Origin of the sequence: Plasticicumulans acidivorans, from assembly GCF_003182095.1 — a bacterium.
GTDB lineage: Bacteria > Pseudomonadota > Gammaproteobacteria > Competibacterales > Competibacteraceae > Plasticicumulans > Plasticicumulans acidivorans.
Map to the genome: position 1 here is coordinate 22,225 of NZ_QGTJ01000011.1, position 16,170 is coordinate 38,394.

Genomic DNA, 16,170 nt, shown 5'->3' on the forward strand with positions numbered 1-16,170 from the left:
GAGTGTCTGTCCTCCTTGTGCGCTTGTAAATTGCTTGGTAGACTGCTCTACCGTCCTTGCTGCTGCATGTGTGCGAGCGCTTCTTGGGCGCCAGCATGTTGTAGGAAGGAGGGAAGGAGCTTCGGGTGTACGTACGTCGGTCGTGATCGCAAGCCCCTTAGAGGGGTTTTTTTTATATGTCGAGATGATCTGCCGGTGTGGGGAATGTGTGGGCCTAGGGCCCTTTTTTGTTTTGGGTGTGCAATGCGTTCGGATCCCTACCAACTTCGTGAGTTGCTCGGACCTTCTATTGAGAAACTCGGTTACGAGCTAGTAGGAATCGAGTTTCATCCAAATTCATACAATGCGTTATTAAGAATATATATTGATTCAAAAAATGGGATATGTGTTGACGATTGCCAGCAGGTCAGTCAACAAGTCAGTGGATTGCTGGACGTATCTGATCCTATCCCGGGGCATTACACCTTGGAGGTGTCTTCGCCGGGCTTGGATCGCCCGTTGTTTACTGCAGCACATTTTGAACGGTTCAAGGGACGTCAGGCCAAAATACAGTTGGGATTGGCGTTGGACGGGCGGCGACGGTTTTCCGGCATGATCAAAGAAGTGCATGACGGTGAAATAATTTTTCAATGTGATGGTGTGGATTTGACGATCGCAATCGATCGCATTGAGACAGCTCGACTCGTACCCGAGTACTGATCGGGACAATGGGATGCAGCAATTATGAGTAAAGAAATTCTTCTTGTCGTCGATGCCGTTTCAAATGAGAAAGGCGTTGCAAAGACAGTGATTTTTGAAGCGATTGAGGCTGCTTTAGCTTCTGCGGCAAAAAAGCGATTTGATGGCGATCCGGATATTCGCGTCGAAATAAATCGCAAAACGGGTGAGTATCAGACATACCGTTATTGGATGGTTGTTTCCGACGATGCAGAGATTGAAGCCTCTGATCGTGAGCTTTGTCTTACTGATGCGTTGCAGCATGATGTCTGTGCAGAAATTGGCGGCGATGTCCGAGTGGCTGTGGATAATGCAGCATTTGGCAGAATTGCAGCACAAACTGCGAAGCAGGTTATTGTACAGAAAGTCCGCGAAGCAGAGCGAGCCCAGATTGTTGAGCAGTATTTGCCGAGGATGGGCGAGCTGATCAGTGGTGTAGTCAAGCGCGTTGAGCGTGGCAATGTACTCATTGATTTAGGAGGGAGTGTCGAAGCATTGATTTCTCGCGAAGATATGATTCCACGTGAGCCTGTGCGCAATGGGGACCGAATAAGAGGATTTTTGCGAGACGTGCGCTTCGAGCCGCGAGGCCCGCAATTGTTTATGACAAGGACAGCACCGGAATTTCTTGTTGAGCTATTTAAGCTTGAAGTTCCTGAGGTTGGGCAAGGTGTCATTGAGATTAAAGGTGCTGCCCGTGATCCTGGGGTGCGAGCAAAAATAGCTGTCAAAACGAATGATCAGCGAATCGATCCAGTAGGTGCCTGCGTAGGGATGCGTGGCTCCCGGGTGCAAAGTGTATCGAACGAATTGGCTGGCGAACGTATTGATATCGTTCTTTGGAACGATAATGCGGCCCAGTTTGTTATCAATGCAATGTCCCCGGCAGAGGTGGTTTCCATCGTTGTGGATGAAGATAGCCACAGTATGGATATTGCGGTTGCAGAAGAAAAACTCTCACAGGCAATTGGTCGAGGGGGGCAAAATGTCCGCCTCGCTTCGGAATTGACGGGCTGGGAGCTGAACGTCATGACCGAAGCGCAAGCGGCAGCAAAAAGTGGATATGAAGCTCGCGCATTAGTGGAGGCTTTCATGATTTCATTGAGTGTCGACGAGGATGTCGCGTCGGTACTTGTGCGAGAGGGGTTTTCGACTCTGGAAGAAATCGCTTATGTCCCTGCGCAGGAAATGCTTGAAATTGAAGAATTTGATCAGGACGTGGTTGACGAGCTGCGTGCGCGGGCTCGAGATGCATTACTGACTCGTGCGATTGCTGCTGAAGAGCAGGGCGGCGGTGCGGCACCTGATGCGGATTTGTTATCTATTGACGGAATGGATGAGGATCTTGCATTCCGTTTGGCAAAACAGGGTATTAAGACTCAAGAAGAATTGGCGGAGTTGTCTGTTGACGATTTGGTTGACATGGCGGCTCTTGATGAGCAGCGTGCCGCACAACTGATTATGACGGCGCGTGCGCCTTGGTTCAGTAGTGAGCAAGGCTAGCAGCAGCGCGGGGTTGGACACGATGACGGATGTTACAGTCAAACAGTTCGCCGCGGTTGTGGGAACTCCAGTCGATCGGCTGTTAATTCAGCTGGCAGAGGCTGGAATTCAAGTTGAAAGCGGCGATTCCACGATCACGGATTCTCAAAAGCTCGATCTCTTGGCGCATTTGCGCAAGAGTCATGGCCGTAAAGATGCTCTAGCTGTGTCAGAGCCGAAGAAAATTACTCTTCAACGAAAGACACACAGTGAAATAAAAGTGGCGGCAGCGCCGGGGCAGGTAAAAACAGTTAGCGTTGAAGTTCGTAAAAAGCGCACTTATGTCAAGCGGGCTTTGGTTGAGGAAGCGGCTGATGTGAGTGCCGATGATGTGCTTGCAGATACAGACGGGCTCGTGTCTGGAGCGTCTAATGATTTGCCACTGATCGTTGATTCAGCAAATTCGGAAGATCGTGGCGAATACAGTAAAGAGAGTGCTGATGACGTTGTCGTTTCTGCGGAGAGCGTAGCGGTCGAGCCGTCAGCTGACAGCATGGCGGGAGATGAGCCATCTCAGGCTGTTAAAGCGGGTGCTGCTTCAAAACCATCTAATTTGCGGCGTGGAGTTTCCTCGGAAACTCGCCGTAAAGAAATCGTGCCATCAACGACTGTGCTGGCTCGTCAGCGTAGTGTGAATGTGTCCGCGCGGGCAGAGTCACTGGATATGCCTCGCGTCGAAGATGTTCGCCCGAAAGTCGTTGGCGTCGTTTCGAGACGCCAAGTCGCACGGGAAGAAAAAGCTACTGCGGAAGCCAATAAGCCAGCCACGGTCCGTGGGGATGTCGCTGGCCAGAAGACAGACACACGGGGCGGCGGGAATCGTCCAGGGCGCAGCCATGAGCGTACTGGTTCGTCTCCGCGAAGTGCTTCGGAGAGGCCTGCAGCACCAGCACGCTCGGACGAGCCGCGGGCTCGGCGTAGTGTGGAGGCACAGGCCACACCGCCGGTCGGACTGGCGCCTGCCCCTGCACCTACCCCTGCCGGCGATGTTCCGCGTCGCCGTGATGACGGAAAGGCGGGAAAGCGTCGTGCTGATCCGGAAGAGCGCAGCTTTAAGCAAGATCGAGATGATCGCCGAGGAAAGGGCAGTAAACGGACTAAAGGCGGGCGTCAGCCTCACTCTGCAGGAATGCAGGGATTTAACAAGCCTGTTGCTCCGATTGCTCGTGAGGTGACGTTGCCAGAAACCATTTCGGTAGCAGACTTGGCGCAGAAAATGGCTGTCAAGGCGACCGAAGTCATCAAGACGCTGATGAAACTTGGTTCGATGGTGACGATCAATCAGGTCCTCGATCAGGAGACCGCTGCGGTCGTCGTGGAAGAGATGGGGCACAGCTACAAGCTGTTGTCTGAGAATGCGCTTGAGGACGAATTAGCGGCAGAGATGGGGGCGGTGCGTGAGGAGCAGGCTCGTGCTCCCGTCGTTACCATCATGGGACATGTCGACCACGGCAAGACGTCGCTTTTGGATTACATTCGGCGGACTAAAGTCGCTGCCGGCGAAGCTGGGGGCATTACCCAGCACATTGGTGCGTACCACGTCGAAACGCCCAAAGGCACGATCACGTTCCTTGATACTCCGGGCCATGCGGCGTTTACTGCGATGCGTGCCCGCGGTGCAAAAGCTACCGATATCGTTGTCTTGGTGGTGGCTGCCGATGATGGCGTGATGCCACAGACGGTTGAAGCCATTCAACACGCGAAAGCCGCGGGTGTTCCGATCGTCGTTGCCGTCAATAAAATGGATAAACCGGGTGTCGACCCGGAGCGGGTCAAGAGCGAGCTGTCCCAGCAGGGCGTCATTTCGGAAGAATGGGGTGGGGACACTCTGTTCGCCTATGTTTCCGCGAAGACCGGCCTCGGCGTAGACAATCTGCTTGATCAGATTCTCGTTCAGGCAGAAGTACTTGAATTGACTGCGGCGATTGATGGACCCGCCAAGGGTGTAGTGATCGAGTCGCGCCTGGATAAAGGCCGTGGTCCGGTTGCGACGGTGCTTGTGCAAAGTGGAACTCTGCACAAGGGCGATATCATTTTGACCGGTCTGGAGTACGGGCGTGTCCGAGCGATGCTCGACGAGTCCGGAAAGCAGATCGACGAGGCCGGGCCGTCGATTCCTGTCGAGGTTCTTGGTCTTTCCGGGGCGCCGAATGCTGGTGACGAGGTCGTTGCCGTTAGCGATGAGCGGAAAGCGCGTGAAATTGCGCTGTTCCGTCAGGGCAAGTTCCGTGATGTCAAACTGGCGCGTCAGCAGAAAGCCAAGCTCGAAAACGTGTTCAAGAACATGGAAGAGGGCGAGGTCGCAACGCTCAATGTTGTGCTCAAGACCGATGTGCAGGGCTCGGCGGAAGCATTGTCAGATGCGTTGACGAAGCTGTCGACGGACGAAGTGCGTGTCAACATGGTTTCTTCAGGCGTTGGTGCCATCAACGAGTCCGATGTGAATCTGGCGGTTGCCTCGGAAGCCGTGCTGATTGGCTTTAATGTCCGTGCGGACAGTGCTGCGCGCAAACTCATCGAGGAAGAAGGGGTCGACCTGCATTATTACAGCGTGATCTATGACGTCATTGATGAGATCAAGAAAGCGCTCGCAGGTATGCTGTCGCCTGAAGTCCGGGAACAGATCATCGGTCTTGTTGAAGTCCGCCAGGTCTTCAGACATCCGAAGTTCGGTTCGATTGCGGGCTGCATGGTGATCGATGGCGTCGTTAAGCGGTCCGCTCCGATTCGCGTGCTCCGTGACAATGTCGTCATTTTCGAAGGTGAAATCGATTCGCTGCGTCGTTTCAAGGAAGACGCCTCGGAAGTGCGTCAGGGGTTCGAGTGCGGCATTGGTGTTCGTAATTACAACGATGTGCGCGAAGGCGATCACATCGAAGTGTTCGAACGTGTTGAAGTACAGCGCACGCTGTAATCGGATCTCTGCGTATGGCTAAGGAGTTTTCCCGTACACGACGGCTGGGTGAGCAGATCAGGCGCGACTTGTCTCTGCTCATCCGCCAGGAGATCGATGATCGGCGGGCTGCCATGGTGTCCATCACCTTGGTGGAGGTTGCACGTGACCTCTCACATGCCAAGGTGTATGTCACCTACATCGGTGAGCGTGACGAGCGCAAGGAAATGCTCGCCATGCTCAACGCCGCCGCCGGGGTGCTGCGTCAACAGCTGGGGCGCGGTTTGCACATCCGGACGGTTCCACGACTTGCTTTCGAATACGATGAGTCTATTGAGCGCGGGTCTGATCTGGATGCGTTGATTCGTAAGGCGGTGGCAGAGGATCAGGCTCGTCACCGTGATGACGATACGGAGTCTGACGATTGACGGCTTCGGAAAAATCGGGCATCACTCGCCCCCCCCGTCGCGATGTGCATGGCGTATTGCTGCTCGACAAACCTCTGGGCTTGTCGTCGAACAGCGCTCTGCAGGTTGTTAAGGGGATTTTCCGCGCACGTAAAGCCGGCCACGGCGGAAGTTTGGATCCCTTGGCTACAGGCTTGCTGCCATGCCTGCTCGGTGAGGCCACCAAGATATCCGGGCAGTTGCTTGAGGCTAGAAAAAACTACCGGTTCGTGGCCCAGCTGGGAGTTACGACTTCCACTGGCGACCGGGAAGGTGCGGTGCTGGAGGAGCGCACCGTGCCGCTGTTAAGCCAGGATGACGTGGAGTCGGTGCTCAAGCGCTTTCGCGGATGCATCTCGCAACTTCCACCCATGTATTCCGCGCTGAAACTCAATGGTCAGCCGCTTTATAAGCTGGCCCGACAGGGTGTGTCCGTTGAGCGGCAGGCGCGGATGGTCACCATTCATCAGCTGACACTGGTCGGTTGTGATGGGGACAGACTGGAAGCCGAGGTTTGCTGCTCGAAAGGTACGTATGTGAGAACCTTGGCCGAAGATATAGGCAGTGCTCTTGGTTGCGGCGCGCACCTCATCTCTCTTCGACGCTTTGGTGTTACCCCGTATGATGCTGCACGAATGGTGACATTGGAGCAGCTGAGGGAACTGGCTCAAGACTTGACTGCACTTGATGATCTGCTGCTGCCGGTCGATAGCGCACTTTATGAGTGGCCTGCCGTACAGCTGAGCAGCGACGCTGCCTATTTCTTTTGTTGTGGCAATCCTGTCCGCACGTCTGCTGATTCGATCAACGGTGCGGTCAGGGTGTACGCGGATTCAAGTCGGTTTCTCGGGATCGGGGATGTCATAGACGGTGGCATGGTCGTTCCACGCCGAGTGCTCAACCTTTGATGACGGCCCTACGCTTGTGGCTCACCGTGGTCAAGGTTTAGAATTTCGCGTTCTTTAAAACCCATACCGAATTTTGGAGTTTGCTTAGATGTCGCTCAGCACCGAACATAAGGGGCAGGTCGTGCAGGAGTTTCAGCGTGCGGCCAACGATACCGGCTCGCCGGAGGTGCAGGTCGCTCTGTTGACCGCACGTATCAATGGTCTGCAGCCGCACTTTCAGGCCAACAAGCAGGACCACCACTCGCGTCAGGGCTTGTTGAAGATGGTTAACCGTCGTCGCAAGCTGCTTGATTACCTCAAGCGTCAGGATGTAGTGCGCTATCAGGAACTGATCGCCCGCCTCGGCCTGCGTCGCTGAAACCCGCTCGCATTCCTCTGTTTTCAGCTCGCTAGGATGGTTCCGTGGCTTCCGTAAAGAAAACCTTTCAGTTCGGTCAGCACTCCGTAACTCTGGAAACGGGCGAAATTGCCCGTCAGGCCAGCGGTGCCGTCATGGTCAACATGGCTGATACCGTAGTGCTGGTCACTGCAGTGGGGGCCAAGGAGGCGGCGCCGGGGCGTGATTTTTTCCCTCTGACCGTCAATTACCAGGAGCGTAGCTACGCGGCAGGCCGTATCCCCGGTGGTTTCTTCCGCCGAGAGGGGCGTCCTTCCGAGAAGGAAACGCTGACGTCGCGTCTGATCGATCGTCCGCTGCGTCCGCTGTTTCCTGAGGGCTTCTATAACGAAGTTCAGGTCATCGCGACCGTCATGGCGGTCAATCCGGAGGTCGATCCGGATATCCCCGCGATGCTTGGTGCTTCCGCTGCCGTTGCATTGTCCGGCTTGCCTTTCAATGGCCCGATTGGCGCAGCGAAAGTCGGTTATGCCGATGGCAAGTATTTGTTGAATCCGACGGTGACAGAGCTCGCAGCCTCACAGCTTGAGCTGGTAGTGGCTGGTACTGAAAAAGCGGTTCTGATGGTTGAGTCCGAAGCGCAGCAATTGCCCGAAGAGGTCATGCTCGGCGCGGTGGTCTTCGGGCATGAGCAAATGCAGATTGCCATTCAGGCGATTCGCGAATTGGCTGCAGAGGCGGGGACTGTTCCTTTCGCCTGGGCGCCGGCCTCCGCCGATGAGACTCTGGCAGCAGCAGTGCGCGAGTCTGTAGGGAGTGCTCTGATTGATGCATATCAGATTGCCGTCAAGCAGGAGCGTCAGGATCGCGTGCGCGAATTGCGCAATGTTGTCGTCGAAGCCCTGACGGGAGAAGGCAAGCCGTACTCCGCCGAGCAGGTCAAGGGGGCGTTTGGCGAGCTGGAATACCGCACCGTCCGCGACCGCATTCTCGACGGGAATCCACGCATCGACGGCCGCGATACCAAGACCGTACGCCCGATCAACGTTAAGGCCGGTGTTCTGCCGCGCGTGCATGGCTCTGCGCTGTTTACACGCGGCGAGACGCAGGCGCTGGTGACGACGACACTCGGTACGGGCCGTGACGCTCAGATTATCGATTCGATCCAGGGTGAATATCGCGAATCGTTCATGCTGCATTACAACTTCCCGCCGTTTTCCGTTGGCGAGTGCGGCATGGTCGGCAGTCCGAAGCGTCGTGAAATTGGTCACGGGCGTTTGGCAAAGCGCGGTGTACAGGCCGTTCTGCCCGACATGGAAAATTTCCCGTATGTCGTGCGTGTCGTCTCGGAAATCACTGAATCGAATGGTTCCAGCTCGATGGCTTCCGTCTGCGGCGCCAGCCTGGCGTTGATGGATGCCGGTGTGCCGCTGAAGGCGCCGGTGGCGGGTATCGCCATGGGTTTGATCAAGGAGGGTGAGCGTTTCGCGGTCCTGTCCGACATCCTGGGTGATGAAGATCATCTGGGTGATATGGATTTCAAAGTGGCCGGCACCGAGAAGGGTGTCACCGCCTTGCAGATGGATATCAAGATTGATGGCATCACCAAGGAGATCATGGAGGTCGCGTTGGCACAGGCGCATGCCGGCCGACTGCACATCCTTGGTTGCATGAATGCCGTGATTGCCACGTCGCGTGCAGACGTGTCGGCCTTTGCGCCGCGCATCGTGACGATCAAGATCAATCCGGACAAGATTCGTGACGTGATCGGTAAGGGCGGTGCGGTGATCCGCCAGCTGACGGAAGAGACCGGTACGACCATCGATATCGATGACGATGGCACGGTTCGCATTGCCGCCGTCGACAAGACAGCCAGTGACGAAGCCCGTCGCCGTATCGAACAGATCACTTCCGACATTGAAGTCGGCACGATTTACGAAGGTAAGGTCGTGCGCATCATGGACTTCGGCGCGTTTGTCACGTTGCTGCCGGGACGTGACGGCATGGTGCACATTTCGCAGATCTGCGAAGAGCGCCTGCAGAGTGTCGGTGACAAGCTGGCCGTCGGTGACACCGTGCGTGTCAAGGTCATGGAGATCGACAAGCAGGGTCGTGTGCGGCTGACGATGCGCAACGTCGACTGACGATCCCGGCTTTATCCGGTGACGGTTCGGCTGCAGGCCAGCCGTCACCCGCTGACCGACTTGCACGGCCTATAGGCAAAAAGGTATGCTCACGCGCCGTTTTGCCAGCAGATCGAAATTCCGGAGAAGTGGCCGAGTGGTCGAAGGCGCACGACTGGAAATCGTGTATACGGTAATCCCGTATCGAGGGTTCGAATCCCTCCTTCTCCGCCAGATGTACGAGCCGCCTCGCAGAGATGGCGGCTTTTTATTTCAGGCTCTCGCTATGGTGGTCCGTATCGGTCCCCTCGCGACGCTAGATCGTGAACCCCGCCAGGCCCGGAAGGGAGCAACGGTAACGGTCGATGCGGGCGCCGGGGTGTGGCTGGTACGGGCCACCGCCCTTACCTCGGCGTCAGCTGCGTGACAGGCCGGCGCCGCAAGCAGGCGCGCTATGTCCTACCAGGTACTCGCCAGAAAATGGCGGCCGAAATGTTTCGCGGAACTGGTCGGTCAGGAGCATGTGGTGCGTGCGCTGACCAACGCACTTGCCAATAACCGCCTACATCACGCCTTTCTGTTTACCGGCACCCGCGGTGTCGGCAAGACGACGCTGTCGCGGATTCTCGCCAAGTCCCTCAACTGTGAAACGGGCGTGACCGCCGAGCCTTGCGGCCACTGTTCCGCATGCAGAGAAATCGACGAAGGTCGTTTCGTCGATCTGATCGAAGTCGATGCGGCCTCGCGTACCAAGGTCGAAGATACCCGGGAGCTGCTGGATAATGTCCAGTACGCACCGACACGCGGACGCTACAAGGTGTACCTCATCGACGAGGTGCACATGCTGTCCACACACAGCTTCAACGCCCTGCTGAAGACGCTCGAAGAGCCGCCGCCGCACGTCAAGTTCCTGCTGGCGACGACGGACCCGCAGAAGCTGCCGGTAACCATCCTGTCGCGCTGTCTGCAGTTCGCCCTCAAACGTCTGCCGACGGCTTTGATCAGCGAGCACCTGGCGCAGATCATCGAAGCGGAAGGCATTCCCGGCGAGCCGGCGGCACTTGCGGCCATCGCGCGTGCCGGCGACGGCTCCATGCGTGATGCGCTGTCACTGCTCGACCAGGCGATCGCCTATGGCGGTGGCCGGGTCGATGCGGCTGACGCGGCATCGATGCTGGGGGCAATCGATCGGCAGCATGTCATTCATCTGGCGAGTGCACTGGCGCAGGGTGCTGCGGATACCCTGCTTGAAGCGATTGCTACCCTCGACCGTGAAGCGCCTGACTACGATGCCGTCTTGGCCGATCTGCTTTCCCTGCTGCAGCGCGTGGCCCAGCAGCAGGTGCTGCCGGGATCTGCCTGTGACGACTGGTTCGATCTGACGACGCTTCAGGCGCTGGCCAGAGCTTTCACCGCGGAGGATGTGCAGCTCTGCTATCAGATTGGTCTGCACGGTCGGCGTGACCTGCCGCTGGCGCCGGAGCCGCGCGGCGGTTTCGAGATGACCCTGCTGCGTATGCTGTGTTTTCGTCCGGCATCGCTTACCGACACGCGGCATGACCCTATCGCCGCGGCAGGTACCCCTTCCACTCGCAGCGACGCCGCTACTCCGCCCGGCAGGCAGGAGGCGGCTGCAACAGGTGTGGCGGAGTCCATGCGGGGCGAGCCCGTGACTGCTCCGGAGGCCTCACCGCGCCCGTCTGCACGTGCAGAGCTCGACGCCTTGCTCGGTCGCAGGGCGAGCGGAGCGCAAAAGTCGCCTGCCCCTAGGCCCGCGCCCGTGCCTCCAGTGGAGCCGCAGCAGGTACACTCTGAAGTGGCATCGCTCGCCTCTCAGCAACCTGCGGAATTACCGCGTCCTGCTGCACCGAAGGCTCCTGCCCCCGTGATAACGGTTGCCGAGGATGCTGAGCCAGCCTCGGTTGAGCCCGCTGACGATGCCCTCGCCGCCGGCACAGCGACAACCACTGTCGCAGCAGAGGTCACGCTGCCTGACTGGGGTTTGCTGTGCGCCCGCTTGAACGTACGCGGACGACCGCAGCAGCTGGCACTGCACGCCGTACTCGAAGCCATCGACGCGGGGCAGGTGCGACTCGCACTCGATCCCGCCCATGCCAGTCTGCTTGGCGGTGGTGTCGAGGAAAAACTGGCTGCGGCACTGGGCGAGGCGCTGCAGCGGCCCGTGCACTTGGTGGTGCGCATGGGCGCGTCCGGCATGGACACGCCGGCGCGCGTCGTGGCTGCGCAGGTCGAACAGCAGCGCCATGCGGCCGTCGAGGCTTTCCAGCAGAACCAGGCCGTGCGTACGCTGATCGATACCTTCGACGCACGGGTAAGGGTTGAAAGCATCGTCCCCCGTACCTGAAGCTGCGTGTGTCGAATCCGTTTTCCGCCAATGAGTAAGGTGCACAGCGATGATGAAAGGTGGTCTAGGCAACCTGATGAAGCAGGCGCAGAAGATGCAGGAGAACCTGCAGAAGGCTCAGGAAGAGCTGGCTGCGATGGAAGTCGAAGGCGAGTCCGGTGGTGGTTTGGTCAAAGTGGTGATGACCGGGCGGCACGAGGCCAGGCGCGTGAGCATCGATCCCTCACTGCTGGCTGACGACAAAGACATGCTCGAAGATCTCGTCGCGGCAGCTTTCAACGACGCCGTGCGCAAGATCGAGCGCACGACTTCCGAACGCATGTCGGGACTGACCGCCGGCATGGGGCTGCCGCCGGGAATGAAGCTGCCATTCTGAGCATATATCCATGAGTGCGGCCTATCCGCGTGCCCTCAGCCGCCTGATGGATGCACTGCGCTGCCTGCCGGGCGTTGGCCCGAAATCCGCGGCACGCATGGCGTTTCACCTCATCGAGCGTGATCCGCAGGGGGCTGGGCGGCTTGCTGATGCCTTGCGTGACGCGGTGAGCGGGATTCGGCACTGTGCACGCTGTCGCAACCTTGCCGACAGCGAATTGTGCGGGCTGTGCAGTGATCCCTCGCGCGACGACGCGTTGCTCTGCGTCGTTGAAACGCCAGCCGACGTCGCCGCACTTGAGCAGGCGACGGGGTTTCGCGGGCGCTACTTCGTGCTGATGGGGCGGTTGTCCCCGCTCGATGGCATCGGTCCGGAGGCGCTGGGGCTCGATCTGCTGGAAAGCCGCCTCGCCAGCGGCAGCGTGCGTGAATTGATCCTGGCGACCAATCCGACGGTCGAGGGCGAAGCGACCGCTCATTACATCGCGACACTGGCCCGCCAGTACGGTGTAGCCGCCAGCCGCATTGCCCACGGCGTGCCGCTCGGCGGCGAACTTGAGAGCATCGACGGCGGTACGCTGGCACACGCCTTCGCCGGGCGTCGCGGCGTTTGAGGCCGGCGACAATCGGCAGGGCAGGCGTGATGGAGCTGTTCGACGAGGGTGCCTGCGAGGTGTTGCGCTGGCCGGATGCCGAATGGCTGTACTGGCCGCGCTTCCTGCCTGCTGCTGAAGCAGATGCGGTCTTCGCGCAGCTGCGTGATGAGCTGGCCTGGCGGCAGGACGAGCTGCATATCGGTGGGCGAACCATCCCGATCCCGCGTCTGAATGCCTGGTATGCAGATGTCGGGCGGGGCTACACCTATTCGGGCATTCGCATGGAGCCGCTGCCGTGGACAGAAATGCTCGCCGGTTTGCGCACGCGAGTCGAAACGGCATGCGCTGCCCGCTTCAACAGTGTGCTGTGTAATTTCTATCGTGATGGCCGCGACAGCGTGGCATGGCACGCCGATGACGAGCCCGAACTCGGTCGTGAGCCGCAGATCGCTTCGCTGTCGCTCGGCGCGGAGCGCACGTTCGAGTTGCGTCACCGGCGGGCCCGCGAGCTCGGTCTGCGTACGCAGCATCTGCACCTGCTGGGCGGCAGTCTGTTGCTGATGCGCGGCGCGACGCAGCGCTGCTGGCTGCATCGGTTGCCGAAGGAGCCGGGCATTACCCGCGGCCGTATCAATCTGACGTTCCGTCAGGTGTTGTGAAGGCAGAAACGACGAACCCCGCCGTAGCGGGGTTCGTGTATGGGGGCCTGGCGTTTTACTTCTTGGCGGCCGGGCTGCCGAAGGGCTGCAGGAGCAGCATCAGCGTGCCACGCTCGGGCAGGCCCGTTTCCTGAAGATTCGCTTCCTTCGGCGCGGCCTTCTGGAAGGCTTTGATGGCGTCGCGTGTCTTCGGGCCCCACTTGCCGTCGGCGCTGCCATTGAAGAAGCCCTGCTCCTTCAGTGCGGTCTGCACCTGCTTCAGGGTTTCGGCGTAGATCATGCCCTGCTTGTCGCCTTCCTTGATCTGCACCATCTCGGACTTCTGGGTCAGGCGCTTGGCGTACAGCGCGGAGGTGACTTCACGCACGGCGTCCATCACCAGGATCGGGCGCTTGTTGTCCGTCTTGCCGGCTTCCTGGGCCTTGACTGCGTTGGTGCAGTAATTCAGCACCAGGCTCGACAGCAGGATCGAGTCTTCCCACGGAGCCAGGTCGAAAGTCTCCGGCGTGACCATGTTCAGGGCGGTCAGGTAGCCGTCGAACCAGCCGACGACCAGCGCCGACTGCGGCGAATTCGGCGTGATCTTGGTCAGGCCCTCACAGGTCAGAAGCGCAGCGCCTTTGGGCGCGTAAGCCTTGTCCTTGTCGGCGGCCTGGACGCCCACGAGGGGCAGGAGGCCGAGCAGGCCGATCATGGCAATGCGTTTCATGGTGTCTCCGCTGCAACTGGAACAGCCACTGCCGCGGCGGTGGGGCGACGGCGGCGCCGTCGGCAGTAGGGGGCATGAGGCGGCCTGTGGCCGTCGCGCGAAGCGCGCATCGTAGCCCTGCCCGCTGCATCGCACAAGGCAAGTGAGCCCCTGTGCAAAGCGCGTCGATTCAACGCCGTGGAATGGCAGCCCGCAGCTGCCGGTAGGCCGACAGCCGGCGTGCGTCGAGCTCGCCGCGCTCGATCGCGGCCAGCAGCGCGCAGCCCGGCTCGACCGTATGCGAGCAGTCGGAGAAGCGGCAGTGGCCGAGCCAGGCGGCGAACTCGCGAAAGCCGCGGTCGAGATCGCTGCTGTCGATCTCTCCGAGCTCGAAGCTGCGCACGCCGGGGGAGTCGATCAGGTAACCGCCGTCGGGCAGCGGATAGCGGGTGGTCGCCGTCGTCGTGTGCTGGCCGTGCCCGGTCGCCGCCGACAGTGCCTGGGTGAGGATCTCGCGCTCGGGCAGCAAGGCGTTGATCAGCGAAGATTTACCGACGCCCGACTGGCCGACGAGGATGCTGGTGCGCGTCGCCAGCCGCTCGCGCAGGGCGGCCAGGCCCTGCGCGGTGCGGGTGCTGGCCGGCAGCAGCGTGTAGCCGATGCGGGCATAGGTGGCGAGGCGGGCGTCGACATCGGCGCGGGAGGTGGCGTCGAGCAGATCGATCTTGTTGATGATGATGCCGGCTTCGACGTTGCCGATCAGTTCGATCGCCGCCAGGTAGCGGTCGATGAGGAACTCGTTGAAGTCCGGCTGCGGCGCGATGACCACCAGCACCTGATCGATGTTCGCCGCCACCGGCTTCAGCCGGCCGCTGTAGTCCGGGCGGCTCAGCAGCGAGCGGCGTGGCTCGACGGTGACGACGACGCCTCCGCCATCACGACCGCGCTGCCAGAGCACGCGGTCGCCACAGCACAGCGCACCGAGATTTTGCCGCGCGACGCAGCGGATCAGCGCACCGTCGGCATCCTCGACGATCAGGGTCGCGCCGTGATGGGTGACGACGCTGCCGGCTTCGGCCACCCCGAGTTCACCTTCGAGCAGCTGCTCGGCGACGCGGGCCGCTTTGTCGTGGGCACGCTGGCGGCGGTTCTCGTGCAGCTCGCGGATGCGCTCGATCTGCTGACGGCTGAGTTTGCGCCCCGCCATTCAGTGCGCACCGCTGGCCAGCAGGCGTTCGAGTGCGGCGACACGCACTGCCGCCGGCGGGTGCGAGTCGTAGACCGCCGAATGCAGCGGATCGGGGGTCAAGGTCGCCGCGTTGTCGCGGTACAGGCGCACCAGCGCATCGATCAGCGCCTGGGCGTCGCTGACCTGCGCGGCGTAGGCATCGGCCTCGAATTCGTGGCGCCGCGAGGCGTGTGCGCTCAGCGGGTGCAGCAGGATCGACAGGCTGCCGCTGACGGCGAGGAACAGGAACAGGCCGGCGTGCACCGAGGGCATGGTCACGCCGAGTGCAGTGAAGAACACCGGCTGTGCCAGCAGCCAGTCGGCCAGCGCCAGTGCCGCGGCCGACAGCACCAGCGACAGCGCCAGCCGCGTGCGGATGTGGTGATGGTGGAAATGGCCGAGTTCATGGGCCAGCACGGCCTCGATCTGCCGGGCATCGAGTGCGGCCAGCAGCGTGTCGAAGAACACGATGCGCTTGGCACGGCCGAAGCCGGTGAAATAGGCGTTGCCATGACCGGAGCGTCGTGAACCGTCCATGACGAAGACGCCGTCGCTGGTAAAACCGCAGCGCTGCAGCAGCGCATCGATGCGCTCGCGCAGGGCTTCATCGTTCAGCGGCGTGAATTTGTTGAACAGCGGCGCGATCACCGTCGGGAACAGCCACAGCAGCAGCAGCTGGAAGCCGCTCCAGCTCAGCCACACCCACAGCCACCACTCGTTGCCGCCGTGTGTCATCAGCCACAGCACCAGCGCCAGCAGCGGGCCGCCGAGCAGCAGCGCCAGCAGCGCGCCCTTGAGCAGATCGCTGATGAACAGCCCCGCTGTCATGCGATTGAAGCCGAAGTGCCGCTCGATGCCGAACTGGCGCACGAGGCGCAGCGGCAGTTCGAGCAACGCGGAGATCGCGAAGGCGCTGAGCAGCACCAGCGTGCCGGTCAGCACCTCGCCGTGGCCGAAGCCGCCCCAGAATCGATCCAGCGCATCGATACCGCCGCCGAGCGTCCAGCCGAGCAGCAGCAGCGTGTCGACGGCGAGTGCCAGCAGGCCCAGGCGTTCGCGGGCAATGGTGTAGCTGGCGGCGCGCTGGTGGGCGTGCAGCGGGATGTGGGCGGCGAAGGCCGCCGGCACGGCGTCGCGGTGGGCGCGCACGTAACGCATCTGGCGGATCGCCAGCCAGCCCTGCAGGCCGACGGCAGTGGCGAGCAGCAGCAGGAAAAGCAACGTAATATCAGGCATGCGCCGGTAAACGTGTGGCGAACGGAAGGGGCAGCGTAGACCTTCGCTTCGGATCAC

General features: G+C 60.2%; 14 protein-coding genes, 1 tRNA gene and 1 other RNA gene. 13 read left to right on the forward strand and 3 right to left on the reverse strand.

The window, feature by feature from the left end:
* Positions 1 to 243 precede the first annotated feature (243 nt).
* The 13 genes from rimP (at position 244) to C7443_RS16260 (ending at position 12,961) form a co-directional block, all read left to right on the forward strand.
* Entirely contained in the window at positions 244 to 699 is a 456-nt protein-coding gene (rimP, locus tag C7443_RS16200) for a ribosome maturation factor RimP (protein WP_110019665.1), read from the forward strand.
* Between the two features lie 24 nt (positions 700 to 723).
* Positions 724 to 2,220, forward strand: coding sequence for a transcription termination factor NusA (gene nusA, locus C7443_RS16205; protein ID WP_110019666.1), 1,497 nt, complete (start codon positions 724 to 726; stop codon positions 2,218 to 2,220).
* 22 nt (positions 2,221 to 2,242) lie between these two features.
* Positions 2,243 to 5,173 (forward strand): translation initiation factor IF-2, encoded by a 2,931-nt coding sequence (gene infB / locus C7443_RS16210; RefSeq protein ID WP_110019767.1) that lies wholly within the window; start codon positions 2,243 to 2,245, stop codon positions 5,171 to 5,173.
* 14 nt (positions 5,174 to 5,187) lie between these two features.
* Entirely contained in the window at positions 5,188 to 5,580 is a 393-nt protein-coding gene (gene rbfA, locus C7443_RS16215; protein WP_110019667.1) for a 30S ribosome-binding factor RbfA, read from the forward strand.
* 20 nt (positions 5,581 to 5,600) lie between these two features.
* A complete protein-coding gene (gene truB / locus C7443_RS16220) occupies positions 5,601 to 6,506 on the forward strand; it encodes a tRNA pseudouridine(55) synthase TruB (RefSeq protein WP_110019768.1) in 906 nt (301 codons plus the stop codon).
* An 88-nt stretch (positions 6,507 to 6,594) separates the two neighbouring features.
* Positions 6,595 to 6,864 (forward strand): 30S ribosomal protein S15, encoded by a 270-nt coding sequence (gene rpsO, locus C7443_RS16225; protein ID WP_110019668.1) that lies wholly within the window; start codon positions 6,595 to 6,597, stop codon positions 6,862 to 6,864.
* A 44-nt stretch (positions 6,865 to 6,908) separates the two neighbouring features.
* The gene (gene pnp / locus C7443_RS16230; RefSeq protein WP_110019669.1) at positions 6,909 to 8,987 is read left to right on the forward strand and encodes a polyribonucleotide nucleotidyltransferase; all 2,079 of its coding nucleotides are present in this window, start codon (positions 6,909 to 6,911) and stop codon (positions 8,985 to 8,987) included.
* 122 nt (positions 8,988 to 9,109) lie between these two features.
* Positions 9,110 to 9,200, forward strand: a tRNA-Ser gene (locus C7443_RS16235).
* Between the two features lie 63 nt (positions 9,201 to 9,263).
* Positions 9,264 to 9,360: signal recognition particle sRNA small type (ffs, locus tag C7443_RS16240), an RNA gene on the forward strand.
* Positions 9,361 to 9,420: 60 nt separating this feature from the next.
* Positions 9,421 to 11,331, forward strand: a complete 1,911-nt coding sequence (gene dnaX, locus C7443_RS16245) for a DNA polymerase III subunit gamma/tau (RefSeq protein WP_110019670.1) — start codon at positions 9,421 to 9,423, stop codon at positions 11,329 to 11,331.
* Between the two features lie 49 nt (positions 11,332 to 11,380).
* Entirely contained in the window at positions 11,381 to 11,707 is a 327-nt protein-coding gene (locus C7443_RS16250; protein ID WP_110019671.1) for a YbaB/EbfC family nucleoid-associated protein, read from the forward strand.
* 10 nt (positions 11,708 to 11,717) lie between these two features.
* A complete protein-coding gene (gene recR / locus C7443_RS16255) occupies positions 11,718 to 12,320 on the forward strand; it encodes a recombination mediator RecR (protein WP_110019672.1) in 603 nt (200 codons plus the stop codon).
* A gap of 29 nt (positions 12,321 to 12,349) precedes the next feature.
* Entirely contained in the window at positions 12,350 to 12,961 is a 612-nt protein-coding gene (locus C7443_RS16260) for an alpha-ketoglutarate-dependent dioxygenase AlkB family protein (protein WP_110019673.1), read from the forward strand.
* A 55-nt stretch (positions 12,962 to 13,016) separates the two neighbouring features.
* On the opposite strand, the gene C7443_RS16265 is transcribed toward C7443_RS16260, so the two are convergent.
* From C7443_RS16265 to C7443_RS16275, 3 genes are all read right to left on the reverse strand, one after another.
* Complete coding sequence (locus C7443_RS16265) at positions 13,017 to 13,670, reverse strand: peptidoglycan-binding domain-containing protein (protein WP_110019674.1); 654 nt, start codon at positions 13,668 to 13,670, stop codon at positions 13,017 to 13,019.
* Positions 13,671 to 13,839: 169 nt separating this feature from the next.
* Entirely contained in the window at positions 13,840 to 14,856 is a 1,017-nt protein-coding gene (gene rsgA / locus C7443_RS16270) for a small ribosomal subunit biogenesis GTPase RsgA (protein WP_110019675.1), read from the reverse strand.
* Positions 14,857 to 16,113: a M48 family metallopeptidase gene (locus C7443_RS16275; protein ID WP_110019676.1), complete on the reverse strand. Its 1,257-nt coding sequence runs from the start codon at positions 16,111 to 16,113 to the stop codon at positions 14,857 to 14,859.
* Positions 16,114 to 16,170: the final 57 nt, after the last annotated feature.